Genomic DNA, 22,782 nt, shown 5'->3' with positions numbered 1-22,782 from the left:
GGCCGCCGCGGCCGCACTCGTCAGGGCCGAACGCGCTCGGGGCCTGTGGCCGCCCGGCGCAGTTCCAGGCCCCGCACGGCGCACGGGCGCGGGCGGGTTGCCCCGCCGCCACCAGACGCGGCGGCTTGCGCCGGGGCGGGCGCGCCCGCGACCTCCGCCGCTGCGGAGCGGCTGGGGAGCGGGCGGGGCGGGTCGCGGTGAGGTTGGCGATCGGATCCGGTCAGCTCTCGTACGACTGTTCACAACCCCCGGCGGACGGCCATTACTCTCCAGTACCTTGTACCGCGTGTCTGAGCCGTACACCGTTTCTCCTCATCCCCGTCGCCGTCGTGGTGGCTGCTTTCTGCGTTTCGCGGCGGCGTTCGTCGTGCTGGTCGCGCTCGGGGCGTATCTCACGATGCAGTATCTGACCGGGGGCAACGGCACACCGCGGTGTGTGGTCGTGTCGGGCGCGGACGACGAGGTGTCGTACGAGTTCACGCCCGAGCAGGCGGCCAACGCGGCGACGATCTCGGCGGTGGGTACCTCGCGCGACCTTCCCGAGCGGGCCGTGACCATCGCGCTGGCGACGGCGATCCAGGAGTCCGCCCTGCGCAACATCAGCCACGGCGACCGGGACTCGCTCGGGCTGTTCCAGCAGCGGCCGTCGCAGGGCTGGGGCACCGAGGAGCAGATCCAGGACCCGGTGTACGCGGCGGGCGAGTTCTACGACCATCTGGTCAAAGTGGACGACTATGAGGCCCTCCCGTTGACCGTCGCCGCCCAGCGCGTGCAGCGCAGCGGTTACCCGGACGCGTACGCCAAGCACGAGCCCGACGCCACGCTGCTCGCCGCCGCCCTGACCGGCCGGGCGGCCGCCACGCTGACCTGCGAGGGGCGCCAGGAGGCGTCCACCACCGCCTACGCGGGCGGTCCCGAGGCGGTGCGCAGCGCGCTCGCACGGGACTTCGGGGACGAGATGGACGAGATCTTCGACACGGCGGGGGCCGTGGTGGGTTCCTCGGGGTCCGAAGGTTCCTCGAAGGCTGCCGCCAGTGGTTCGCCGCAGGCGCAGACCAGCCCCGACCCCGCCGCCTCCCCCGTCGCCGGCGCCGTCACCATCCCTGTCTCGGACGCCGGGGGCGCCGACGAGGTCCGGCGGCGCGGCTGGGAGTTGGCGCACTGGGCCGTGGCCAACTCGTCCCGGCTGGGCGTGCAGCGCGTCTCGTACGCGGGGCGGGAGTGGGTCGCCGAGGGGCGGGCCGGCGCGTGGCGGCAAGCGGAGGGGGCGGCGGCCGACTCCACCGCCGAGGTCCGAATCGTCACTGGACAGTAGGGGGCACGGCTCACCCGTGCGAGGTACGCGCGACACACCGCGTCGACGAAAGGCGCAGGTTTTCGCCCACTCACCCTCCCTCTCGCGAGAATCCTTGAAAACAAAGGGACGTAAGGATTCAGCAGACTTTCGGACCGGGTGGCGTTTGTCCGCCTTCATCCCCATTCGATAATGCGACGTATTGCCAACTCTTTACGTCGGGTCGCCGCAACCTTCGCGGACTTCGAGCGGTAGTCACTGCGTCCGAGCCCGGAACGGTCGACTCGACATCCACTCGACTCGACGGTCAACTCCCGGGAACGGTCGGACACTTCAACGTTCTCTTCCGTCAAAGGAGCACCATGTCCCTCCCCCTGACCCGCCGGATCGCCAATGCCGCGCTGCTCACCGCAGCGGGAGCGGCCTCCGTGGTCGGTGCGGCCGGCTCCGCGAGCGCGGCGCCCGAACTCCCCGCCACCCCGAACCTCGGCAGCCTGTCCGCCGTCGACGCGGCGAACACCGGTACCGCCGTCGAGAGCGCGACGCAGAGCGTCACCGGGGTCGCGAACGGCGTCGGCAACAAGGCGGCCAAGGAGACCCTGCCGAGCGTGAGCAAGACCGGTGCGAAGGCCGTCAAGACCGGCGGGAAGACCGTCAAGAAGACGACGCCCGTCGCGCAGAAGGCTGCCGGGCAGACCGTCGGCACTGCCGGTGACGTCCTGGGTGACACCACCAGGACCGCCACGAAGAGCGGTCTGCCGGCCGGGCAGCTGCCGGGCGCGAGCCCGCTGGGCTGACGTCCGGGATTCACGGTTCGCGGCGAAGGGGTCCGGGGGTCTCCCCCGGGCCCCTTCGGCTTGCCACGCCAGGCACTCCACTACGCCAGGCGCTCTGCGGCTTACCCCAGGCGCTCTACCGCTGCCGCCACCCTCTCGTCCGTCGCCGTGAAGGCCACACGGACGTACCGCTCCCCCGCTTCGCCGTAGAAGTCGCCGGGCGCGACGAGGATGCCCAGGTCGGCGAGGTGGGCGACCGTGTCCCAGCAGGACTCGTTCCTCGTGGCCCACAGGTAGAGGCTGGCCTCGCTGTGTTCTATGCGGAAGCCGTGGTTCTCCAGGGCCAGGCGGAGCGCGGTGCGGCGGGCGGCGTAGCGGTCTCGCTGCTCGCGGACGTGTGCGTCGTCGCCGAGGGCGGCCACGACCGCCGCCTGGGTGGGGGCGGAAGTCATCATGCCGCCGTGCTTGCGGATCTGGAGGAGGGGGTTCAGGACGGCGGGATCGCCGAGCAGGAAGGCCGCCCGGTAGCCCGCGAGGTTCGAGCGCTTCGACAACGAATGGACCGCCACGATGCCGTCGTACGAGCCGCCGTTCACGTCCGGGTGGAGAACGGAGACGGGGTCGGCCTCCCAGCCCAGCTCCAGATAGCACTCGTCGGAGAAGAGCAGGATCTCGTGCTCGCGGGCCCACGCCACGATCCGGGTCAGCTCGGCCTTCGAGAGGACCTTGCCGGTGGGGTTCGAGGGCGAGTTCAGCCAGAGGAGCTTGAGGCCGGTGGGGTCCAGGGCCGTGGGGTCGTCGTAGACCTCGTACTCGGCGCGGGCGAGGCGGGCGCCCACCTCGTACGTCGGGTAGGCGAGGCGCGGGTACGCGACCCGGTCGCCAGGGCCGAGGCCGAGCTGGGTGGGGAGCCAGGCGACCAGTTCCTTGGAGCCGACGATCGGCAGGACGTGGTGGTGGGTGATCCCGCGGGCGCCGAGGCGGCGCTCGGCCCAGCCGGTGATCGCGTCGCGCAGCTCGGGCGTGCCCCAGACGGTCGGGTAGCCCGGTGAGTCCGCCGCGGCCACCAGCGCTTTCTGGATCAGCTCGGGCACCGGGTCGACCGGGGTGCCGACGGAGAGATCGACGATGCCACCGGGATGCGCGGCGGCCGTCGCCTTGTACGGCTCCAGCTTGTCCCAGGGGAAGGTGGGGAGGCGATCGCTGACTGCGGACACGGGATCTGGCTCACTTTCTCGTCCGTACGTTCCGCCGCGGTACCGGCGGGCCGCGGGGACGGAGGCGTACGTACTGCTCGTACGGCAAACGCCTCGGTCCCGTACGGCGATCATGGTGATCAGGCCGTACGGGACCGAGGCGGCGCGGATGCGGGCCGCCGACCAGGGCGGCCTGCGGCGTCGCTCTCTCAGGCCTGCGGCGGCAGCGCGGCGACGAACGGGTGGTCACGCTCGATCAGGCCGAGCTTGCTGGCACCGCCGGGCGAGCCGAGCTCGTCGAAGAACTCGACGTTCGCCTTGTAGTAGTCCTTCCACTCCTCCGGAGTGTCGTCCTCGTAGAAGATCGCCTCGACCGGGCAGACCGGCTCGCAGGCACCACAGTCGACGCATTCGTCCGGGTGGATGTACAAGGACCGCTGGCCCTCGTAGATGCAGTCGACCGGGCACTCCTCGATGCACGCCTTGTCCTTGACGTCGACACAAGGCTGCGCGATGACGTAGGTCACGCTGTCGTTCCTCCTCGATAGGGCGCTGGCGAGCCGTCTTCAGGCTCCGCCACCTGGCGCGCGGGAGCGCGGCGTCGTCGATGCCCGCACCTAGTATCTCCGTTCTTGGGCGTGATCCGAACAGGAGGGGTGAACTGACCTGTGGAAATCTCTGCCGGTGGACGGTTCGAGATCCGTGTCTCCGCTGCTGACGTGGGCAAACGTGTCTCCGTGCGACGCGTTGCCGCGGATGCCGCCGGGGGTGGGAAATTCACTGACACGGTGGGTGTTCTCACATCATGGGACGACGGAGTGCTGGTGATCGTCCGGCGGGACGGGCAGCACGTGCGGATCGAGGAGTCGTCGCTGGTGGCGGGGAAGGTGGTGCCCGCCACGCCCGCCCGCAGGCGCGGACCGGCCGCCTCGTACGAGGAGCTCGCGCACGTCTCCGCGCGGGCCTGGCAGCCGCTCGAACGGGAGCGGCTCGGTGAGTGGGAGCTGCGGGCCGCAGTCCAGAAGGTGCCGCGCGCAGCGCGTCCGTGGGGGGCGGTGGTCGGGCGACGGGCGGGATTCACCCGGCGGGCCAACTCGGTGCTGCCCCTCGGTGACCCCGGCATGCCCCTGGACGACGCGCTGACGGCCGTACGCGGCTGGTACGCGAGCCGGGGGCTGCCCGCGTACATGCAGCTCGCCACGGGCGCCGAGGGCACGCAGGAGCTGCTGTGCGCCGAGGTGGAGGAGCGCGGGTGGGTCCGGGAGGTCACCGCCGAGCTGTGGATCGGGGCGCTGGCACCGGTCGCCGACCGGGAGGCCGCCGGGGTCGTACTGTCCCGGTCGGCAGACGAGGCATGGCTGAGCCGCTACCAACGCAAGGGCCTGAGCGAGGTCGCCCTCAAGGTGCTCGGCAGCGGTCCCTCGGTGTGGTTCGCGACCCTCCCGGGTGCCGAGGGTGAGGGGCCGGCCGCGATCGGTCGGTGCGTCGTGGACGGCCGCTGGGCCGGGTTCGCGGCCGTGGAGGTCGCCCCGGGCCGACGCCGCCAGGGCCTCGCCTCGACGGTGATGGCCGCGCTGGCCCAGCGGGCGCTGGACGAGGGTGCCTCCGCGGGGTGGTTGCAGGTGGAGTCGGAAAACGCGGGGGCGCGGGCGCTGTACGGGGGGATGGGGTTCGCGATGCATCACGCTTATCACCACTATCGGGGGCCTGAGTTCGACACCGATGCCCGGTCCGAGTCGTATGGATCGTCGTGATGGGGCACCACCCTGCTATGTCTGCGCCCTTTCCTCCGGAGCCGGAGCGGGCCGCTGAGGTGCGGCGGCGGTTCGAGGAGGAGGCGCGGGCCGAGCGGCCCGATCTGGCCACGTTGTGCCTGTTGGTGGGGGCGGCAGGGGACGGGGCGCTGGACGAGGCCGGCATCGACGCGGCGCAGATCGAGCTGGACCGGCTTGCCGGGCAGCTGCCGTTCCGGCCCGGTGGGCCGCGGGCCTGGGCGGCCGCGCTCGCCGAGTCGCTCGGGGAGCGGTGCGGGTTTCGTGGGTCCGCCGCGGACTATCAGCGGCTGGCGTCGTCGCTGCTGCATCAGGTGCTCGTACGGCGGCGCGGGCTGCCGATCCTGTTGTCGGTGGTGTGGATCGAGGTGGCCCGGAGGGCGGGGGCTCCGGTGTACGGGGTCGCGTTGCCGGGGCACTTCGTGGTGGGGTTCGGGCCGCCGGAGGAGTTGTCGGGGCAGGTCCTCGCCGATCCGTTCGACGGCGGGCGGGTGCTCAGCGGGAGCGACGCGGAGACGCTTGTCGCCGGGGCGACCGGGGGGCCGTTGGACCCCTCGATGCTGAGCCCCGCGGATCCGTTGGACGTGGTGGTGCGGATCCTCAACAACGTGCGGGCGTGGGCCGCCGCCCGGCCCGAGCGGTCGGATGTCGCGTTGTGGGCCCTGGAGTTGTCGTTGGCGATGCCTTCGCATCCGGCACGGCTCCGGTACGAGTGGGCGCAGTTGCTCGTGCGGCGGGGGGAGTTTCTGCGGGGGGCGGCCGAGTTGGAGGCCTACGCGGAGGTGGTGGAGGCGGTGGATCCGGGGGCGGCTGAGAAGGTACGGCGACAGGCCGACGCGGCTCGGGCTCTGCTGAACTGAGCCGGGTGACTGTCCTACGACGAGAGGGCACCCGGCAGATGCCGGGTGCCCTCTCGTGCGCGATCCGCTAACTCGGGTCCGTCTCGATGACCGCCGTGCGGTCATCCTTGCTCTGCAGGGCCAGCCGCAGGGCGCCGTAGACATCCTCGACGGTGACCGGCGTCTTCTCGCCGTTGGCACGGGTGATCAGTACGCCGTCGAAGGTGCTGCCGTACAGCTCCTTGAGCGCCTTCTCGTCGTAGGAGTCGACGAGCTTGCCGTCGACGGCCTTGACCTTGAGGAACTTCCAGAGGGAGTTCTCGGGGCTGAGCGGGAGCGGGGTGCTCTGCGCGGGGTTCGTCTGCACGGTGACGTTGGCAGACATCGCCGGCGCCGCGAACTCCTTCATGAACCGGTCGACCTCGGCCTTGTCGACCGACGGCTCCTGGGTCCTGGTCGGGAGGTTCACCGCGGCGTCCTTGCCGGTCTCGACCTGGGCGCGGTACGCCTCCTCGACGGCCTCGGTGGAGCCGCCGACGTCGATGCCCTTGCCCGCCTTGCCGTAGACGGCGACGGCCTTGCCGGCCTCGAACTTGACGGTGCCGTCGCTCGCCGTGCCGGAGCTGCCCGCAGCGCGCTGGAGGGCGGCCTGCAGCTTCTCCTCGTCGACGGGCATGACGGGCTCGACGACCCGCTTCTGGCCGAAGAGCGCGCCGACCACCGAGACGGGGTTGTAGTCGCTGACGGCGGCCGCGCCGACCGTGGCCTGCTTGTCGAACTGGAGTCCGGCCTGGTCGGGCGTGAGGGAGACGGTCTCGCCGTCGACCGTGAGCTTCAGCGCCTTGGTCGTACGGTCGCCGAGGGCCTTGTCGAGCTTGTTGACGGCCTCGTCGCGGGTGCCGCCACCGATGTCGACGCCGAGCACGGTGGTGCCCTTGGGGACGTCGGAGTGGTTCATGAGGAGGCCGGCGCCGTAGACACCGCCGCCGAGGACGACCACACCGCCGACGAGCAGTCCGAGCTTGCTGCGGCCCTTCTTCTTGGCCGGCTTGGCCGACTTGGCCGCCTTCGCGTTCTTCGCCTGGCCGGGCTTCTGCTGCGGGCCCGGGTCGGGCAGCTTCGGCGGGGTGTGCTGGGTCGCGCCGTCGGCGCCGCCCGGACCGAACCGGTCGGCCTGCATGCCCGGCGGCACCACGGGGATGCCGCTGGTCAGGGTGTGCCCGGAGGGGTTGTCGACGACGGGGCCGGGGCCGCCGTAGCCCGGGGTGCCCGGCTCGGGGGCGGGCCGCTGCGGGGTGAGGATCGCGGTGTCGTCGCTGAGGCCGCCACCGGGGCGGGCGTAATCGGCACCGGGGGCGGAGAAGTCGTTGCCGGGGCCACCGAAGGGGTTGCCCGGGGCGGCGGGCGACCCGAGCGGGCTGTCGCCGGTGACGGGGCCGCCGGTCGGGCCCGCCGGGCCGGACCGGCCGTTCGGGCCGGAGGGACCGCGTCCCGGGTCGTTGTCCGAGAAGTACGGCAGATCGTCGCGCTCGGGCTTGGCGGCGGCGAGCGCGGCCGACACGTCGAAGGAGCCGGTGCCGCCGCCGTGGCCGGGAGCCACCGGTCCGGCGCCGGTGGCACCGGGGAGCCCGGCACCGTTCGTACCGCTCGTACCGCTCGTACCGCCGGGCCGGGGGCCGCCGTTCGCGCCGGGGCGCGGGCCACCGGGCCTGGCACCGGCGCCGACCGGGCCGCCGCCCAGCGGACCTGCGCCGTTGCCGCCGCCGGGGCGGGCGCCCCGGCCGGGGCCGCTCGGCGCGCCGGGGCCCGGCGCGGGCATCGTACCCGTGGAGAACCCGGCGCCATTGCTCGCGCCGGAGCCCGGACCCTTGGGCGGCGCGGAGGCCTTGCGTGGCGCGAACCAGTCGCTGGTCGGCTTGTCGTCGGCCGCCGGGGAGGGCTCCGGCACGGGTGCCGGGGTGTCCGTCAGCACGGGCATGGCCGTCGTGCCGGTGGTCTCCGACTCGGACCCGGTGTCGTCCGCGGCGCCCTCGCCGTCGCCGACCGGCGTGCGCACGACGACCGGCGGGATGGGCCGGGATCCGGGGATGTTGATCCGGACCCGCGTCGTCAGTGTGGTCTCGGTCTTGGGTCCCTCCGGCCGCTCGCCCGCGCCCGACCGGGCCGCGTCGGCGCCGGCCTCGGTGGCCATGGGCGTGCCGTACGGCGGTGTCCCCGACGGGTACGCGGTGCTGCCGCGCCCATTGGCCCCGGAGGACGAAGTGTCAGTTTCACGACTCAAGGCAGGTTCTCCCGGTTTGCTCCGCCGCCCGTCACGACCTCAACTCAGCGGGCAGCTCGGCGGCGCGCACCACCATACTGGCCACTTCCGGCGTGTATCCCACGACCGAGTGGGAAACCCACACGGGACCCCCACCTGCGCGCTGCGGCGAAGTAGTACGTCACTTCCCAAGTCGGGCGCCGGGCCCGGTCGGTTGCCGCCCCCAGCCAAGCGTGGCGCACATCACAGCGACGGCCATGCCGCCGAGCAGGAAGAGGTACGAGCCCGCTCCCGCGGCGAACATGAAGTCGCCCTCCGGCCGGGTGGAGGTGAGCAGGACGACGGAGATCATCCAGCCGAGGGCCGGTGCAACGGCCCCCGATCTGGAGCCCATCGCCCGGGCGCCGCCCAGGAAGAGCCCGGCCGCGCCGAGCAGCGCGAGCAGCAACCCGCCGGGGAACCAGGCGGGTTGGACCAGCCCACCGGCCACTCCGACCACGGCTCCCAGCGCGAAGAGCCCCAGGTGGGCGGCGCTCCGCCCGAGCGAGGGCATCGTCAACGGCTGTGCGAGCGCGCTGCCTTGCCCGCCCGTCGGCCGGTCCGCCCGCGTCATCGCCGGACCACCTCTCGGCTTCCGCCCGCGAGCACCACTCGTTCGTCATGCACATATGTACGCATCACAGGCCCGTTCCGTTCTGAGCAGCCTCGAATGAAGTGCCCGGGATCCCCTCGAACAAGTCGCTCTCCCGGCTCCCCCCTTCACGTCTGCCACGCACCAACTCGTAGTACTCGGTGGCCAGAAGAGGCTGCGCCAGCTCGTTGGAGAGGACGAAATACGGCTCGGCGACCGCGATCTGGGTGGCGTGCGCGCGCATCGCCGCGGCCTTCGCTGCCGCGAAGCCGGTGCCGTCGATCTCGGTGGTGACGATGTGGTCGTCCACCACTCCGGGCACATCGGTGACGGCCGCGGCCCGGGTGAAGGGGAGCCGTCCGGGCTCGGCGAGGTCGCGGCGGAGCCGGGCGAAGCCCTCCACGATCACGCCGCGCGGCATCCGGTTCCAGTAGACCTTGGCGATCTCCCAGGGCCGGCCCAGATCGGGGCGGAACTCCGGGTCGGGGGTCAGGTCGGCGGCGCGCATGGCGACGCGGTGGGCCTGGATGTGGTCGGGGTGGCCGTAGCCGCCGCCCGGGTCGTAGGTGACGAGGACCTGGGGGCGTACCTCGCGGATCACGGCGACGAGGTGGGCGGCGGCCTCGTCGAGGTCGGCGGACCAGAAGGCGCCGGGCCGCTCGTTCTGCTCGACGCCCATCATCCCGGAGTCGCGATAGCGGCCGGGGCCGCCGAGGAAGCGGTGGTCGGTGACGCCGAGCTCCTTCATGGCCTCGGCCAGCTCGCCCACCCGGTGCGGGCCCAGCGCGTCGTCACGGTCGGGCGCGAGATGCCCGAGGTGGGGCGGGATGACCTCGCCCTCCTCGCCGAGGGTGCAGGTCACCAGCGTCACCCGCGCTCCCTCGGCCGCGTACTTGGCCATGGTCGCGCCGTTGTTGATCGACTCGTCGTCCGGGTGCGCGTGCACCAGGAGCAGTCGGCGAGCGACGCGAGATGGGGGTCCCCCCGGCCGAAGGCTGGGGGAGGGCAGATCCGTCATGGGCCCACCCTACGAGGCACCCGCACCCCGCCGACGGCGGGCACGGGCATTCACGGGAACGGGCGACCACGGGGGCGGGGACGGCCCCCGGGTGGCCAGAGGTGTCAGAACTTGATGCTGCCGATCATGCCCGCGATGTTGGTCGTCAGCTCGCTGATCGTCGGCGCGATGGTCGAGGAGGCGAGGTAGAAGCCGAGCAGGATGCAGATGATCGCGTGTGGTGCCTTCAGCCCTGACTTCTTGATCAGGATGAAGACGATGATCGCCAGCAGCACCACCGCCGAAATCGAGAGTGCCACGGCGGCTCACCTCCAAAAAGTTCCCTGGGACCTGGGGAGTGAAGCAGTAGTCAGGCTTGACGCGGATCGTGCGAGTCAAACCGTGACGTGGGTGACGCAGTTGTAAATCCACACAGCGGGCAGCAGGTTCATACCCACCCGGCGGTAGTGATCATAACTATCCATACGCGCGCATCGATCGGCGCACGGCCGCACAAGGGGGCGCATGGCCAATATGGTCGTCGCATGACGACCGAGCCCGAGTCCTTCCCCCGTCGGCACGCACGGACGCAGCGCTTCACCCTCGGCGCGCCGCGTGCGTTCTCCGTCGCTCCCGACGGTTCCCGTGTGGTGTTCCTGAGGTCCGCGTCCGGCACCGACCGGGCCAACAAGCTGTGGGTGCTGGACGTTCCGGACGGCGACGAGCGAAGCGGGACGGGCGTCCCACCGGGCGAAGGCCCGGAGAGGATCGCCGCCGATCCGGGCGCGCTGCTCGGCGGCTCCTTGGAGGAGTTGTCGGCCGAGGAGCGGGCACGCCGTGAGCGCAGCCGCGAGGGCGGCGCCGGCATCGTCGGCTACGCCACCGACGCGGCCGTGGAGTTGGCCTCCTTCGCCTTGTCGGGGCGGCTTTTCGTGGCCGAGCTGCGGGCCGGGACCGCACGTGAACTCGACGTTCCCGGACCGGTGATCGACCCCCGTCCCTCCCCCGACGGCCGGTACGTCGCGTACGTCGCCCGGGGTGGCCTGCGGGTCGTCGAGGCGGAGGGCGGCGGCGATCTGGCGCTGGCCGAGGAGGGGTCGGAGAACGTCACGCACGGTCTGGCGGAGTTCATCGCGGCCGAGGAGATGGGCCGTTCGCGGGGGTTCTGGTGGTCTCCCGACTCGGACCGCTTGCTCGTGTCACGCGTGGACGACACGCCGGTGCGCCGCTGGTGGATCTCGGACCCCGCGCAGCCGGAAGGGGAGCCGCAGCGGGTGGCATATCCGGCGGCCGGAACCGACAACGCGGACGTACGGCTCTTCGTGACCGACCTCTCCGGGACCCGCACGGAGGTGGTGTGGGACCGGGCGCGCTACCCGTATCTGGCGCATGTGCACTGGTCAGCGGCGGGTGCGCCGTTGATCCTGGTGCAGGCGAGGGACCAGCGCAGCCTGCTGTTCCTGGCCGTGGACCCGGACTCGGGGGCGACCCGGATGGTGCACGCCGACGAAGATCCACATTGGCTTGATCTTTTCCCTGGGGTGCCCTCGTGGAGTCCCTCCGGTCAGCTCGTGCGTGTCGCGGACGAGGGCGGCGCGCGGGTGCTGGCGGTCGGCGAACGCCCGCTGACGGGACCGCAGTTGCACGTCCGCGCGGTCCTGGACGTCTCCGACGACGACGTGCTGGTCTCCGCGTCGGCCGGCGAGGCGGCCGCCGAGCCGGAGATCGGCGAGGTGCACGTCTACCGCGTGAACGAGCTGGGCATGGAGCGTGTCTCCCAGGAACCCGGCGTGCACTCGGCGGTGCGCTCCGGGGGCGTGACGGTGCTGGTCTCCCATGTCCCGGACAAGGCGGGGGCCGAGGTGCGGGTGCTGCGGGACGGCAAGCACGTGGCGACCGTGGCGTCCTACGCGGAAGATCCCGGTCTGTCCCCGCGCGCACGGTTCACACAGGGGGGCGCACGCCGCGTACCGTGCGCCCTGCTTATGCCACGGGAGTACGACGGTGACACTCCCCTGCCGGTCCTCATGGATCCCTACGGCGGTCCGCACGGCCCCCGGGTACTGGCCGCGCACAACGCGCACCTCACCTCACAGTGGTTCGCCGACCAGGGTTTCGCGGTGGTGGTCGCCGACGGGCGCGGCACTCCCGGCCGCTCCCCCGCTTGGGAGAAGGAGATCGACGGCGACTTCACGCTCTCCCTCGACGACCAGGTGGACGCGCTGCACGACCTCGCGAAGTCGCATCCGCTGGACCTGTCCCGGGTGGCGATCCGCGGCTGGTCGTACGGCGGCTGGCTGGCGGCCCTCGCGGTCCTGCGCCGCCCGGACGTCTTCCACGCGGGCATCGCGGGCGCCCCGGTCACGGACTGGCGGCTGTACGACACGCACTACACGGAGCGGTACCTGGGCGATCCGACGGCGACCCCGGAGACGTACGCGAAGAGCTCGCTGGTGACGGACGAGGGGCTGTCCGCCCCCGCCGATCCGCACCGCCCGCTGATGATCGTGCACGGCACGGCCGACGACAACGTCGTGTTCGCCCACGCCCTGCGCCTGTCGTCCGCCCTTCTCGCCGCCGGCCGCCCGCACGAGGTGCTCCCGCTCTCCGGGGTCACGCACATCACCCCGCAGGAACAGGTCGCGGAGAACCTGCTGCTGCTCCAGGTGGACTTCCTGAAGCGCGCCCTGAACCTGGGCTGAGCACCGGCATTCCACGGAGCACCGCAACGATCAATTGAGGAACCACGACGAAGCACCAGCCCGGTCCGCGAGAGCGGCGCCGGTTCAGGCGCAAAGGACAGCAACAGGCCGGGGCGACATGGCGCGCCCCGGCCTGTTTACGGCACCCGCACGGCCGTACGTGATTTAGGTTCGCGCGTCCGTATATCGGAACCGCGTCAGCGAAGTTGCCGACGTGTTAACGCATTTGGTGCGCATTTGTCCGCTTATTCCACCCCATTCACATGATCGTCAGTCGGCTCCTCCGGCGGCACGACCTGCTTCTCCTCCGCGAAATGGCAGGCCGAGTCATGGGCCGCCGGCCCGGTGGTGAGCCGGAACTCCGCCGGGACCGCGAGCAGCGGTACCTCCAGCGCGCACCTCTCTTGCGCCTTCCAGCAGCGGGTGCGGAAGCGGCAGCCGGACGGGATGTTCGTCGGGGAGGGCACGTCACCGAAGAGGATGATCCGCTCCCGGTGCTCGCGGGCCTCGGGGTCCGGTACGGGCACGGCGGAGAGCAGCGCCTGGGTGTAGGGATGCGTCGGATGGTCGTAGATCTCGGCGTCGCGGCCGGTCTCCACGATGCGGCCGAGGTACATGACCCCCACCCGGTCGGAGATGTGCCGCACGATCGACAGGTCGTGGGCGATGAAGACGTACGACAGCCCGAACTCGCCCTGGAGCCGGTCCAACAGGTTGATCACCTGGGCCTGGACGGAGACGTCGAGCGCGGAGACGGGCTCGTCGGCGACGATGATCTCGGGGCGGAGCGCCAACCCGCGGGCGATGCCGATGCGTTGGCGCTGGCCGCCGGAGAACTGGTGCGGATAGCGGTTGATGTACTCGGGGTTGAGCCCGACCACGTCGAGCAGTTCCTGGACCTTGCGCCGCCGGTCGCCCTTCGGGGCCACCTCGGGGTGGATGTCGTACGGCTCTCCGATGATGTCGCCCACGGTCATACGGGGGTTGAGGGAGGTGTACGGGTCCTGGAAGACCATCTGGATGTTACGGCGGACGGACTTGAGGGCCTTGCCGGAGAGCTTGGTGATGTCCTCGCCCCTGTACTTGATCGACCCTGCCGTCGGCTGTTCAAGGTTGACCAGCATCTTGGCGACTGTCGACTTGCCGCAGCCGGACTCGCCGACGATGCCGAGGGTCTCCCCTTTGCTGAGAGTGAGGTCCACACCGTCGACGGCCTTGACGGCGCCGACCTGCTTCTTGAACAGAATGCCCTGGGTCAAGGGGAAGTGCTTGACCAGTCCACTCACCTCCAGGATCGGCTCAACCATGGAGGCACTCCGTCCAGAAGTGACAGGCGCTCACCCGGGTCCCGTCCGACGGGATCACGTCGTACAGCGGGGGCGCATCGGTCCGGCACACGTCCCGGGCCATCGGGCAGCGGGGGTTGAAGGCGCAGCCGGGCGGGATGTTCATGAGGTTGGGCGGCAGGCCCTTGATGGCGTAGAGCTCCTGTCCCTTCTGGTCCAGGCGCGGGATCGAGTCGAGGAGGCCTCGGGTGTACGGGTGGGCGGGGGCCTTGTAGATGTCGTGGACGGGGGCGGACTCCACGATGCGGCCCGCGTACATCACGGCGATGCGGTCGGCGACGTCCGCGACCACGCCGAGGTCGTGGGTGATGAGGATGAGCCCCATGTTCAGCTCGCGTCGGAGTTCGGCGAGGAGCGCCATGACCTGGGCCTGGACGGTGACGTCCAACGCCGTCGTCGGCTCGTCGGCGATGATCAGCGCCGGCTCCAGGGCCAGCGCCATGGCGATCATGATGCGTTGCCGCATGCCGCCGGAGAACTGGTGGGGATAGTCCCGTACGCGCTCCTTGGCGGCCGGGATGCGGACCCGGTCCATCAGCTCGACGGCCCTGGCGCGGGCGTCCTTCCTCGACATGCCCCGGTGGACGACGAACATCTCGCCGAGCTGGTCGCCGACGGACAGGACCGGGTTGAGGGACGACAGCGCGTCCTGGAAGATCATGGCCATCTCGGCGCCGCGGAACTTCCGGCGTTCCTCCTCCTTGAGCCGCAGCAGGTCCTGGCCCTTGAAGAGGATCTCGCCGCCGGTGATCCGCCCCGGCGGCATGTCGAGGATCCCCATGATCGCCTGCGCGGTGACCGACTTGCCGGACCCGGACTCGCCGAGGACGGCAAGCGTCTCCCCCTCATCCACCCCGTAGTCGACGCCGTTGACGGCCTTGGCGACCCCGTCCCGCGTCCTGAACTCCACATGCAGATCACGCACTTCGAGCAACATGGCGCCGGCTCACCTCAACTTCGGATCGAGGGCGTCGCGCACCGCGTCGCCGAGCATGATGAAGGCGAGGACCGTGATCGCGAGGGCTCCCGAGGGCCACAACAGCGCATGCGGAGCGTTGCGGATGTAGGGGGAGGCGGCGGAGATGTCGATGCCCCAGGAGACGCTCGGTGGTTTCAGACCGACGCCGAGGTACGACAGGGTCGCCTCCAGCGCGATGTACGTGCCGAGCGCGATGGTGGCCACGACGATGACCGGGGCGACGGCGTTCGGTGTGATGTGCCGTAGCAGCATGCGGGAGTTGGACGCGCCGAGCGCCCGGGCCGCCTGAACGTAGTCGTTCTGCTTGGCGGTGATGACCGAGCCGCGGGCGATGCGGGAGATCTGCGGCCAGCCGAGCAGCACCATGAACCCGATCACCGGCCAGATGGAGTTGCTGGTCACCACGGACAGCAGGACCAGGCCGCCGAGGATGACCGGGATGGCGAAGAAGATGTCGGTGATCCTGGAGAGGATCGAGTCCCACGGGCCGCCGAAGAAACCGGCGAGCGCCCCCAGTACCGAGCCGAGGATCGCGACCCCGAGCATGGCGCAGACGCCGACCGCGACGGACGTACGGGCACCGTAGACCGTACGCGTGTAGACGTCGCAGCCCTGGCCGTCGTAGCCGAAGGGGTGGCCGGGCGCGGAGCCCTGCTGGGACTTGGCCAGGTCGCAGTCGAGGGGGCTGCCGGAGGCGATGGCCGAGGGCCAGAGAGAGATGACGATCAGGAAGAGGATGATCAGGCCCGAGACGATGAAGACGGGGTTGCGGCGCAGGTCGCGCCAGGCGTCGGACCAGAGGGAGCGGGGTTTTCCCGTGGATTCCGTACCGCCGCCCGGTCCTCCACCGAACGCCGGCGGCGGCCGCTTCGCCGGCGTCTCCGCCTCGGTCGTGGCGAGGTCCATAGCCCCGCCCGTGCCCGTCCCCGCGATCACCCCCTCGGACTCCAACGGCTGCTCAGGCATAGCGGATCCTCGGGTCGAGTACGGCGTACAGGAGGTCGACGACCAGGTTGCAGAGCAGGAAGACGAGGACGAGCACGGTCACGAAGCCGACGACGGTCTGCGTGTTCTGCCGGAGAATCCCCTGGTAGAGCTGGTAGCCGACGCCGTGGATGTTGAAGATCCGCTCGGTGACGATCGCGCCGCCCATGAGGAAGCCGATGTCGGCGCCGATGAAGGTGACGACGGGGATGAGGGAGTTGCGCAGCAGGTGCCGGGTGACGACGCGGTGTCTGGGCAGGCCCTTGGCGATGGCCGTACGGACGTAGTCGGAGCGCCGGTTCTCCGCGATCGACGTACGGGTCAGGCGGGTGACGTACGCGAGGGAGACCGAGGCGAGGACGAGGCCCGGGAGGATCAGCTCGTCGAAGGGGGCGGCCGGGGAGACGGACGGCCTGATCCATCCCCACTCCACGCCGAGCAGCAGCTGGAGCAGCAGGCCGGTGACGAAGGTGGGGACGGAGATGACGACGAGGGTGAGCAGCAGGACACCGGTGTCGACGGGGCGGCCACGGCGCAGGCCGGTGACGACGCCCAGCGTGACCCCGATGACGACCTCGAACAGGATCGCCACGACGGTGAGCCGGATGGTGACCGGGAAGGCCGTGGACATCAGCTCGGTGACTTCCTGGCCGTTGAACGCCGTACCGAAGTCTCCGGTGAAGACGTTCCCCATGTAGGTCAGGTACTGCTGCCACACGGGCTGATCGAGGCCGAACTCCTTCCTGAGCTGCGCGGCCGTCGCCGGGTCGCACTGCCGGTCGCCGCACAGGCCCGCGACGGGGTCGCCCATCACGTTCACCATGAGGAAGATCAGCAGGGTCGCCCCGATGAACACCGGGACCATCTGCACCAGACGCCGGACGACGTACCGCCCCATGACGGGTTCAGCCGACCTTGATCTGGTCGTAGACGGGAACGCTGAACGGGTTGAGGGCCACGTTCGACAGCCGCTCGGACCAGCCGGCGCTGCCGTTCTGGTACCAGAGCGGGATGGCCGCCATGTTGTCCCGGACGACCTCCTCGGCCTGCTGGAAGATCTCGACGGCCTTGGCGACGTCGGTCTCGGCGTTCGCCTGGTCGACGAGCCTGTCGAACTCCTCGTTGGACCACTTGCCGTCGTTGGAGGAGGCATTGGTGTAGTAGAGCGGTTGGAGGAAGTTCTGGGTCAGCGGGTAGTCCATCTGCCAGCCGGCCCGGAAGGGCCCGGAGATCTTCTGGGTCGTGCTCTTGCTCCGGAAGTCGGCGAAGGTGCCGATCGGGTTGCCGACACAGGCCCGGTCGTTGTCCAGGGCGTTGTTGATGGAGTTGCAGACGGCGTCCACCCACAGCTTGTGGGAGCCGGTGTCCGCGTTGTACGTGATCTTCACCTGCCCGCCGGGCAGCCCACCGCCCTCCTCGATCAGCTTCTTCGCCGCGGCGGCGTCGTAATCGCACCACTCACCACACAGCCCCTCCTTGTAGCCGCCGTCCTTGCCGAGGACGGGTGAGGTCCAGTCGGTGGCGGGGGTGCGGGTCTTCTGGAAGATGGTGTCGGTGATCTGCTCGCGGTTGATCGCTCGGGACAGCCCCTTGCGGACCTTGACCGAGCCGGCCTTGTTCCAGTCCTTGTCGTAGTGGGGGAAGGCCAGGGTCTGGATGATGCCGGCCGGGGTGTTGAGGTAGCGGTCGCCGAGGTCGCCGCGGACGTTCTTCAGCTGCTGGGCCGGTACGTCGTCGACGAGGTCGAGGTTGCCGGCCATCAGGTCGGTGTAGGCCGTGTTGTTGTCCGTGTAGACCTTGAGGGTGACGCCACCGTTGCGGGCCGCGTCCTCACCCGGGTAGGCGTCCCACTTCGTCAGACGCATCTCGGAGCCCTTGGTGTACGACTCCACGGCGTACGGGCCGTTGCCCACGGGCTTGGCCAGCCAGGCGGCGTGGTCGTCGAAGAACGCGCGGGGCAGCGGCACGAAGGCGTTGTAGCCGAGGGTGTCGGGGAAGCTGGAGAACTTCTGGCTGAGCCTGACGGTGAAGGTCCGTTCACCTGTGACCTTCAGCCCGGACATGGTCTCGGCGCTCTGCTCGCCCTTCTCCGGGTGGACCTTGTCGTAGCCCTCGATGTAGCTGAAGAAGTAGGCGTTCTTCTGGTTGTTCTTGAGGCTCGCCCCGTAGTTCCAGGCGTCCACGAAGGACCTGGCGGTGACCTTCTCGCCGTCGCTGAAGGTCCAGCCGTCCTTGACTGTGATGGTGTAGTTCCGCGAGTCGGAGGTCTCGATCCTCTCGGCGAGCATGTCCTCGGCGGCGCCGGTCTTCGCGTCGTACCGCTTCAGCCCGCGGAAGATCATGTCCAGCACCTTGCCGCCCTGCACCTCGTTGGTGTTGGCGGGCTCCAGGGGGTTCTGCGGGTCGGTCCAGGAGGAGCTGAGCACGGCGCCGCTGTCGCCGTCGTCCCCGCCCCCACAGCCGGTCACGACCAGCGCGACCGCCGCCGCACCGGCGGCCCATCGGGCATGCGTGGCTCCGGGCATGGGGGCCTCCTCGTACGTGCGCGAATGTGCGCTGCTGCGCTGCCTGGTACCGGCCAATATCGGATGACTGGGTGCATAGCGCACATCACCCGGCCCGTCCGGGGGACGGCCTTCACGCGGATGCACGCACCACGTCGGGCAAGGCACCACGGGCACGGCCGGCCGCGCTACGCCCTCGCAGGGCCGGTCCCGCCCGGAGCCAGGCCGGCCGGGCCGCCGGTTGATGGGCGAGCCCGGGGCTTCAGCTTGTGTGCCGCCTGGCCTGGCCAAAGGCCTCGCCCTTGATTCCGCCAAGGAAGGCGCGCAGGGCGGCGGGCGTGGTCGCTATGACGGTGTCGGGGGTGGCGCTTTCGCGGAGGTGGGGGCGGTTACTGACAGGGGCTGCGGCTATCTCGACGCAGGTGTCGGAACCGGGCTCGCTGAAGCTCGACTTCTGCCACGCGAGCTGGGACACGCGGTTCCTCCTAGAGCAAGGGATGCAGAAGGCGTTGGATCAGCCGTAGGGAATCCTTCACCGGCGGCGCCCCTCCGTCGGCTTCCACCGAAGGTAGTGCCGCTTCGCACAGCCTAGCGAACCAGGTTCGGTACCTGGTGAGGACTTCCGGTTCCCCGAGATACAGCGACTTCTCGACATGGGCGACGACAACGGTACTGAGCTGGGGCGCCGTCGGCTCCAGGAACGTGAAGGACGTGCCAAAGCCCACCCGCCCATCGAAGGGGAGCACTTGGAGTGTCACGTTGGGGAGCTGCGCCACCTCGATGAGCCGGAGCAGTTGGTCTCGCATGATCTCGGGCCTGCCCCAGGAGACATGTAGAGCCGCCTCGTGAACCACCGCGTGAATCCGGGGTGGCCGCTCGCGGGTGAGTACCCGCTGCCGCTGCATGCGGAAGTCGACTTCCCTGTCCTGCTGTTCGGGTGTGGCCATGGTGTAGCCACCCCGGTAACCGGCCGTCGCGTAGGCCAAGGTCTGAAACAAGCCGGGGATGAACATGGGCTCGTAGCAGATGACACGCTCGACACTGTCCTCAAGCTCGACCAAGTCCAGCAGCGACGGCCGCAGTTGCTCCCGGTACGCGGTCCACCACCCCTTCCCCGACCTCTGCCCCAGCTCCACCAGCGCGTCAACATACGTGGTGTTCTCACAACCACCAGCAGCAGCAAGCGCGCGCAATCGCTCGGGCGACAGGCTCGTCCGCCCCGCCTCGACATTACTGATATGCGACTGCCGCATGCCCATCACCTCGGCGGCCTCAACCGTCGAGAGCCCTGCACACTCACGAATCGCACGAACTTCCGCCCCGAACCTCCGCTGACGGTACGTCGGGTTAGCCCTCAACCCCATTCCATCTCCTCATCCAGCCAGGAAGTCACCAACCACACATGACAACAAGGAGGTTGTATATCAATAACCCGTGCCGCTACCTTACGTATCACGTCAGTCACAGCCAGCGCACAACTGGAGGCTGCCACATGCGCACGCCCGAAACCGCCGAACCCCCCCCAAGTCCCACTGGTCGTACGGTTTCCTCATCCCCCACGACCCGCGCGCCGCCTCCGTCGTCAGAGCCGCCCTCCGCGCACTGCTGCGCGCGACCCGCCTCGGCTGCGTGGCGGACACGGTCGAACTCCTCGCCTCCGAGCTGGTGGCCAACGCGTACCGCCACTCCCCCGCCGACGCCTGCGTGAGCGTCGAGCACACCCCGGATACCCTCACCGTCTCCGTCTGGGACCACAACCCCGCACCCCCCACCCCCGCCGAGGCCCGCCGGGACGACGACGCCGAGTCCGGACGCGGGCTCGGGATCGTGGCGGCGTGCGCGGACGAGTGGGGCGTGCGCGACTACCCGCACGGCAAGGCCGTGTGGTTCAGCGTCGTACCGAAGCGGAACGGAGACGAGGCGTGAGTTGTCCACAGGCACAGCCCGCGCCGCAGCCCCGCAGGTACTCTGGCGGGCAGCGGGCAGACCGACGCATCGCCCCAAGGAGACCGCGCATGAGCACCGCCACGCAGTCCGGATCCGGCGACTCCGTCACCCCTCAGCCGGCCGGCACCCCGGAAGATCTACGGGCAGCCCTCGCTCAGCTGGCCCCCGATGCTCTGCCCACGTTCGACGCGGAACGCTCCGTAGCACTTCAGCAGGCGCGCGAGCAGGTCAGCGCAGCACCCATGCGCCGCTTCGTGGGGCAGTGGGCGGTGTACGTCGCGCTGGAGCGGCATCCTGAGCGGGCCGCCAGACTGCGTTCCCTGGAGGCACGCGCCGCTGCCACCGAGAGCATTGAGGAGGCCCGGGCCATCGCGTCCGAGATCGGCCGGATCCTCGACACGGCGTGCGCGGAGGCCGGGATCGAGCGGGCCGAGGGCGTGTGACGGTATGGGAGACGAAGAAGGCTGGCGCTGGGAGTACGACCCGGATGCCGAACACGTCGCGGCCGGATTCCCCCAGCACATCGTCGACGAGGTCGAGCGACTGGCGTCCGAGTTGGTCGCCCTCGCCGAGGTCGGCGTCGATGTAACGGACATCGGAGAAGGACCCCGACGAGGCGTGGCCGGTGGCGTACGCCGCATCCCGCTCCTCACCGACGGCTGGTTCTACGCGTTGCCGGTACCCCGGCTACGTCTCATCGCGATCACGCGGATCATCCCGCCGTTCGACTATCTCTGAACACCGAGGGGCCGGTGTTTGCCTCGGTATGTGAGGAAGTACCGCACTTACCTGTTCGCTACGCTCGGGACATGGAGTACGCGAAGATGCGCGCGATCGCCGAGCGGCTCACGGCCTATGCCGAGCAGTTGGAAGGCTCATGGAAGGTGGAGATCGGCCCCTCCGGCCCGTTCCTCGCCATGATGTGCCCCTCGAAACGCCACGAGGGCACCGTGCGCCGTATCCGCGATCAGCTCGACGCGCAGCTCTCTGCCACCCACCCCGGATACATCTGCGCGAACGGCCCCGTAATCGAGCACGTGTCGCTCGGCCGCATGCGACGCCCGGACGCTGTCGTCATTCCGGAGGAGGTGCTCGACGAGGAAGGCCTGACCGTGGACGCCGCCCAGGTGCTGGCCACCATCGAGATCGTCTCGCCGTCCAACCCGGACAACGACTACGGCGAGAAGCTCACCGAGTACCCCGCCATGGGGATCGCCCACTACATGATCGTCGACCCTCGCACGGGCACCATCGAGGTGTACTCCGACCCGTGCAAGGGCCGCTACGCGCGCAAGGATCCGTACATCTTCGGTGACAAGGTGCCGTTCAGTGTCTGGACGGTGGAGACCGTCGCGTTCCGCCGCTATGGCAGGGCGGGGAACCCCACAGCCTGACGTGCCTGGACGCACTGACGCTGACCGGGTCGCTGCCACGGTCAGCCCAAGTCCCCCCGCTCCACACAGAATTCGTTTCCTTCGGGGTCAGACAGCAGGACCCAGCCACCGCCGTCGGGCCGGGTGTGGTCCGCGATCAATCGGGCGCCGAGCGCAAGCGCCCGCTCGACCTCCTCGGCGCGGGTACGGCCCTGCGGCTTCAGGTCCAAGTGGAGCCGGTTCTTCACCGACTTGGCCTCGGGCACCCGGACGAACAGAAGCCTCGGGCCGCCAGCCGGATCCTCGATTATCGCCTCCGGGTCGCCGGGCTTGTCGTCGTCGGCCAGCGGACGGCCGAGCAATTGGCTCCAGAAGAGGCCGACGTCGTACGGGTCGCCGGTGCAGTCGATGGTGATGCTATGGACGGTTGCGTACAAGGTGGGACTCCGATCGGTGTCGACGATTCACAGTTCACGATTGGCGTGGCAGGGCGGGTCGGCCAGCGCCCCCAGCACCGTCCCAGCAGCCTCCTCTAGCGACCCGAAACACACGTGTGCGTCCCGGAGTTGCCCAGCACCGTGTGTGGACGCCACCGCGTACACCGTGCACCCGGCGGCGAGCCCTGCCGCCACCCCCGCTGGCGAATCCTCGACGACCAGGCAGCGGGAAGGGGCGGCGCCGAGGCGTTCCGCAGCCTTCAGATACCCCTCCGGCGACGGCTTCCCCTCGGTTACGTCCTCCGCACACACCCGCACCTCAGGAACCATCAGCCCAGTACGGGCCAGCCGGGCCGCAGTGGGCTCCGCCCGGCTGGACGTGACCACGGCCCACCGCCCCACCGGCAGCGCCCGCAAGAGCCCAGCGGCTCCGGGGAACGCCCGGAACCCCGGTTCCTCGGCGGCCATCAGCCGATCCAGCGCCCGGTGTTCCTCACCGGGATCCCTCTCGGGCGCGACGAGCCGCAGAATGTCCGCCCGTCGCCTCCCCTGCGTAGCCACCCACACGGCCTCCGGATCCAACCCCCGCTCCCGCGCCCAGGCCCGCCACACCCGCGCATGCGCATCGGCGGTGTCGATCAACACCCCGTCCACGTCGAACAGCACGGCCATGGCCACCCCCTCACCTGGCTTCCACTCCACGCCCAACGGCTCGTCCACCTTCGTTCGAGCACACCCGCCGACG

The 22,782-nt window shown here is 70.2% G+C and carries 24 protein-coding genes; 9 read left to right on the top strand and 15 right to left on the bottom strand.

Going from position 1 to position 22,782, the window contains the following annotated elements:
* Positions 1 to 286: 286 nt before the first annotated feature.
* Entirely contained in the window at positions 287 to 1,315 is a 1,029-nt protein-coding gene (locus F3T56_RS19930; protein WP_172639035.1) for a VldE C-terminal domain-containing protein, read from the top strand.
* Between the two features lie 341 nt (positions 1,316 to 1,656).
* Positions 1,657 to 2,091, top strand: coding sequence for an ATP-binding protein (locus F3T56_RS19925; protein ID WP_149826532.1), 435 nt, complete (start codon positions 1,657 to 1,659; stop codon positions 2,089 to 2,091).
* Positions 2,092 to 2,192: 101 nt separating this feature from the next.
* Here F3T56_RS19925 and F3T56_RS19920 read toward each other — a convergent pair whose 3' ends face one another.
* Positions 2,193 to 3,287 carry a bifunctional succinyldiaminopimelate transaminase/glutamate-prephenate aminotransferase gene (locus F3T56_RS19920; protein ID WP_149826531.1) on the bottom strand — a complete coding sequence of 365 codons (1,095 nt, stop codon included), beginning with the start codon at positions 3,285 to 3,287 and terminating at the stop codon, positions 2,193 to 2,195.
* A gap of 188 nt (positions 3,288 to 3,475) precedes the next feature.
* Positions 3,476 to 3,793 (bottom strand): ferredoxin, encoded by a 318-nt coding sequence (gene fdxA, locus F3T56_RS19915; RefSeq protein WP_005480604.1) that lies wholly within the window; start codon positions 3,791 to 3,793, stop codon positions 3,476 to 3,478.
* A gap of 141 nt (positions 3,794 to 3,934) precedes the next feature.
* On the opposite strand from fdxA, the gene F3T56_RS19910 reads away from it, so the two are divergent.
* On the top strand, positions 3,935 to 5,020 hold the full coding sequence (locus tag F3T56_RS19910) for a GNAT family N-acetyltransferase (RefSeq protein WP_149826530.1): 1,086 nt from the start codon (positions 3,935 to 3,937) through the stop codon (positions 5,018 to 5,020).
* A 17-nt stretch (positions 5,021 to 5,037) separates the two neighbouring features.
* Positions 5,038 to 5,898: a transglutaminase-like and tetratricopeptide repeat-containing protein gene (locus F3T56_RS19905; RefSeq protein WP_149826529.1), complete on the top strand. Its 861-nt coding sequence runs from the start codon at positions 5,038 to 5,040 to the stop codon at positions 5,896 to 5,898.
* A 67-nt stretch (positions 5,899 to 5,965) separates the two neighbouring features.
* Here the strand turns inward: F3T56_RS19905 and F3T56_RS19900 are convergent, their stop codons facing one another.
* The 4 genes from F3T56_RS19900 to F3T56_RS19885 form a co-directional block, all read right to left on the bottom strand.
* Positions 5,966 to 8,158, bottom strand: coding sequence for a hypothetical protein (locus tag F3T56_RS19900; RefSeq protein WP_172639034.1), 2,193 nt, complete (start codon positions 8,156 to 8,158; stop codon positions 5,966 to 5,968).
* Between the two features lie 160 nt (positions 8,159 to 8,318).
* Positions 8,319 to 8,750, bottom strand: coding sequence for a DUF6113 family protein (locus F3T56_RS19895; protein ID WP_149826527.1), 432 nt, complete (start codon positions 8,748 to 8,750; stop codon positions 8,319 to 8,321).
* 64 nt (positions 8,751 to 8,814) lie between these two features.
* The gene (gene mshB / locus F3T56_RS19890) at positions 8,815 to 9,786 is read right to left on the bottom strand and encodes an N-acetyl-1-D-myo-inositol-2-amino-2-deoxy-alpha-D-glucopyranoside deacetylase (RefSeq protein WP_172639033.1); all 972 of its coding nucleotides are present in this window, start codon (positions 9,784 to 9,786) and stop codon (positions 8,815 to 8,817) included.
* A 104-nt stretch (positions 9,787 to 9,890) separates the two neighbouring features.
* Complete coding sequence (locus F3T56_RS19885) at positions 9,891 to 10,085, bottom strand: hypothetical protein (protein ID WP_005480627.1); 195 nt, start codon at positions 10,083 to 10,085, stop codon at positions 9,891 to 9,893.
* Between the two features lie 225 nt (positions 10,086 to 10,310).
* On the opposite strand from F3T56_RS19885, the gene F3T56_RS19880 reads away from it, so the two are divergent.
* A complete protein-coding gene (locus tag F3T56_RS19880) occupies positions 10,311 to 12,467 on the top strand; it encodes a S9 family peptidase (protein WP_149826526.1) in 2,157 nt (718 codons plus the stop codon).
* A 245-nt stretch (positions 12,468 to 12,712) separates the two neighbouring features.
* Here the strand turns inward: F3T56_RS19880 and F3T56_RS19875 are convergent, their stop codons facing one another.
* From F3T56_RS19875 to F3T56_RS19845, 7 genes are all read right to left on the bottom strand, one after another.
* Positions 12,713 to 13,774, bottom strand: a complete 1,062-nt coding sequence (locus F3T56_RS19875) for an ABC transporter ATP-binding protein (protein WP_149826525.1) — start codon at positions 13,772 to 13,774, stop codon at positions 12,713 to 12,715.
* On the bottom strand, positions 13,767 to 14,750 hold the full coding sequence (locus F3T56_RS19870) for an ABC transporter ATP-binding protein (RefSeq protein ID WP_149826524.1): 984 nt from the start codon (positions 14,748 to 14,750) through the stop codon (positions 13,767 to 13,769). The genes F3T56_RS19875 and F3T56_RS19870 overlap by 8 nt, the downstream gene beginning before the upstream one ends.
* A gap of 9 nt (positions 14,751 to 14,759) precedes the next feature.
* The gene (locus F3T56_RS19865; protein WP_149826523.1) at positions 14,760 to 15,758 is read right to left on the bottom strand and encodes an ABC transporter permease; all 999 of its coding nucleotides are present in this window, start codon (positions 15,756 to 15,758) and stop codon (positions 14,760 to 14,762) included.
* Positions 15,751 to 16,674: an ABC transporter permease gene (locus F3T56_RS19860; protein WP_149826522.1), complete on the bottom strand. Its 924-nt coding sequence runs from the start codon at positions 16,672 to 16,674 to the stop codon at positions 15,751 to 15,753. Before F3T56_RS19860 ends, F3T56_RS19865 begins: the two co-directional genes overlap by 8 nt.
* Before the next feature lie 7 nt (positions 16,675 to 16,681).
* Positions 16,682 to 18,301 carry a peptide ABC transporter substrate-binding protein gene (locus tag F3T56_RS19855; protein WP_149826521.1) on the bottom strand — a complete coding sequence of 540 codons (1,620 nt, stop codon included), beginning with the start codon at positions 18,299 to 18,301 and terminating at the stop codon, positions 16,682 to 16,684.
* 241 nt (positions 18,302 to 18,542) lie between these two features.
* Positions 18,543 to 18,755, bottom strand: coding sequence for a DUF397 domain-containing protein (locus tag F3T56_RS19850; RefSeq protein ID WP_149826520.1), 213 nt, complete (start codon positions 18,753 to 18,755; stop codon positions 18,543 to 18,545).
* A 10-nt stretch (positions 18,756 to 18,765) separates the two neighbouring features.
* Positions 18,766 to 19,644: a helix-turn-helix domain-containing protein gene (locus tag F3T56_RS19845; RefSeq protein WP_149826519.1), complete on the bottom strand. Its 879-nt coding sequence runs from the start codon at positions 19,642 to 19,644 to the stop codon at positions 18,766 to 18,768.
* A gap of 70 nt (positions 19,645 to 19,714) precedes the next feature.
* Between F3T56_RS19845 and F3T56_RS19840 the strand changes: the two genes are divergently transcribed.
* From F3T56_RS19840 to F3T56_RS19825, 4 genes are all read left to right on the top strand, one after another.
* Positions 19,715 to 20,206 (top strand): ATP-binding protein, encoded by a 492-nt coding sequence (locus tag F3T56_RS19840; RefSeq protein ID WP_246203712.1) that lies wholly within the window; start codon positions 19,715 to 19,717, stop codon positions 20,204 to 20,206.
* An 89-nt stretch (positions 20,207 to 20,295) separates the two neighbouring features.
* Entirely contained in the window at positions 20,296 to 20,670 is a 375-nt protein-coding gene (locus F3T56_RS19835) for a DUF6247 family protein (RefSeq protein WP_149826518.1), read from the top strand.
* 4 nt (positions 20,671 to 20,674) lie between these two features.
* The gene (locus F3T56_RS19830) at positions 20,675 to 20,965 is read left to right on the top strand and encodes a hypothetical protein (RefSeq protein ID WP_149826517.1); all 291 of its coding nucleotides are present in this window, start codon (positions 20,675 to 20,677) and stop codon (positions 20,963 to 20,965) included.
* A gap of 71 nt (positions 20,966 to 21,036) precedes the next feature.
* Positions 21,037 to 21,621 (top strand): Uma2 family endonuclease, encoded by a 585-nt coding sequence (locus F3T56_RS19825; protein WP_149826516.1) that lies wholly within the window; start codon positions 21,037 to 21,039, stop codon positions 21,619 to 21,621.
* Between the two features lie 41 nt (positions 21,622 to 21,662).
* Here the strand turns inward: F3T56_RS19825 and F3T56_RS19820 are convergent, their stop codons facing one another.
* Both F3T56_RS19820 and F3T56_RS19815 read right to left on the bottom strand, forming a co-directional pair.
* Positions 21,663 to 22,037, bottom strand: a complete 375-nt coding sequence (locus tag F3T56_RS19820) for a VOC family protein (protein WP_172639032.1) — start codon at positions 22,035 to 22,037, stop codon at positions 21,663 to 21,665.
* Between the two features lie 27 nt (positions 22,038 to 22,064).
* Positions 22,065 to 22,709 (bottom strand): HAD-IA family hydrolase, encoded by a 645-nt coding sequence (locus F3T56_RS19815; protein WP_149826514.1) that lies wholly within the window; start codon positions 22,707 to 22,709, stop codon positions 22,065 to 22,067.
* Positions 22,710 to 22,782: the final 73 nt, after the last annotated feature.

The organism is Streptomyces tailanensis, assembly GCF_008386495.1.
GTDB classification, from domain to species: Bacteria; Actinomycetota; Actinomycetes; order Streptomycetales; family Streptomycetaceae; genus Streptomyces; species Streptomyces tailanensis.
This window is presented reverse-complemented; position numbering and strand designations above follow the sequence as displayed.

Coding starts and splice junctions, on each gene's coding strand:
- F3T56_RS19825 (WP_149826516.1), top strand. CDS start 21,037: ATGGAGTACGCGAAGATGCGCGCGATCGCCGAGCGGCTCACGGCCTAT.
- F3T56_RS19860 (WP_149826522.1), bottom strand. CDS start 16,674: ATGGGGCGGTACGTCGTCCGGCGTCTGGTGCAGATGGTCCCGGTGTTC.
- F3T56_RS19880 (WP_149826526.1), top strand. CDS start 10,311: ATGACGACCGAGCCCGAGTCCTTCCCCCGTCGGCACGCACGGACGCAG.
- F3T56_RS19925 (WP_149826532.1), top strand. CDS start 1,657: ATGTCCCTCCCCCTGACCCGCCGGATCGCCAATGCCGCGCTGCTCACC.
- F3T56_RS19845 (WP_149826519.1), bottom strand. CDS start 19,644: ATGGGGTTGAGGGCTAACCCGACGTACCGTCAGCGGAGGTTCGGGGCG.
- F3T56_RS19875 (WP_149826525.1), bottom strand. CDS start 13,774: ATGGTTGAGCCGATCCTGGAGGTGAGTGGACTGGTCAAGCACTTCCCC.
- F3T56_RS19855 (WP_149826521.1), bottom strand. CDS start 18,301: ATGCCCGGAGCCACGCATGCCCGATGGGCCGCCGGTGCGGCGGCGGTC.
- F3T56_RS19835 (WP_149826518.1), top strand. CDS start 20,296: ATGAGCACCGCCACGCAGTCCGGATCCGGCGACTCCGTCACCCCTCAG.
- F3T56_RS19815 (WP_149826514.1), bottom strand. CDS start 22,709: ATGGCCGTGCTGTTCGACGTGGACGGGGTGTTGATCGACACCGCCGAT.
- F3T56_RS19865 (WP_149826523.1), bottom strand. CDS start 15,758: ATGCCTGAGCAGCCGTTGGAGTCCGAGGGGGTGATCGCGGGGACGGGC.
- F3T56_RS19895 (WP_149826527.1), bottom strand. CDS start 8,750: ATGACGCGGGCGGACCGGCCGACGGGCGGGCAAGGCAGCGCGCTCGCA.
- F3T56_RS19870 (WP_149826524.1), bottom strand. CDS start 14,750: ATGTTGCTCGAAGTGCGTGATCTGCATGTGGAGTTCAGGACGCGGGAC.
- F3T56_RS19830 (WP_149826517.1), top strand. CDS start 20,675: ATGGGAGACGAAGAAGGCTGGCGCTGGGAGTACGACCCGGATGCCGAA.
- mshB (WP_172639033.1), bottom strand. CDS start 9,786: ATGACGGATCTGCCCTCCCCCAGCCTTCGGCCGGGGGGACCCCCATCT.
- F3T56_RS19905 (WP_149826529.1), top strand. CDS start 5,038: ATGTCTGCGCCCTTTCCTCCGGAGCCGGAGCGGGCCGCTGAGGTGCGG.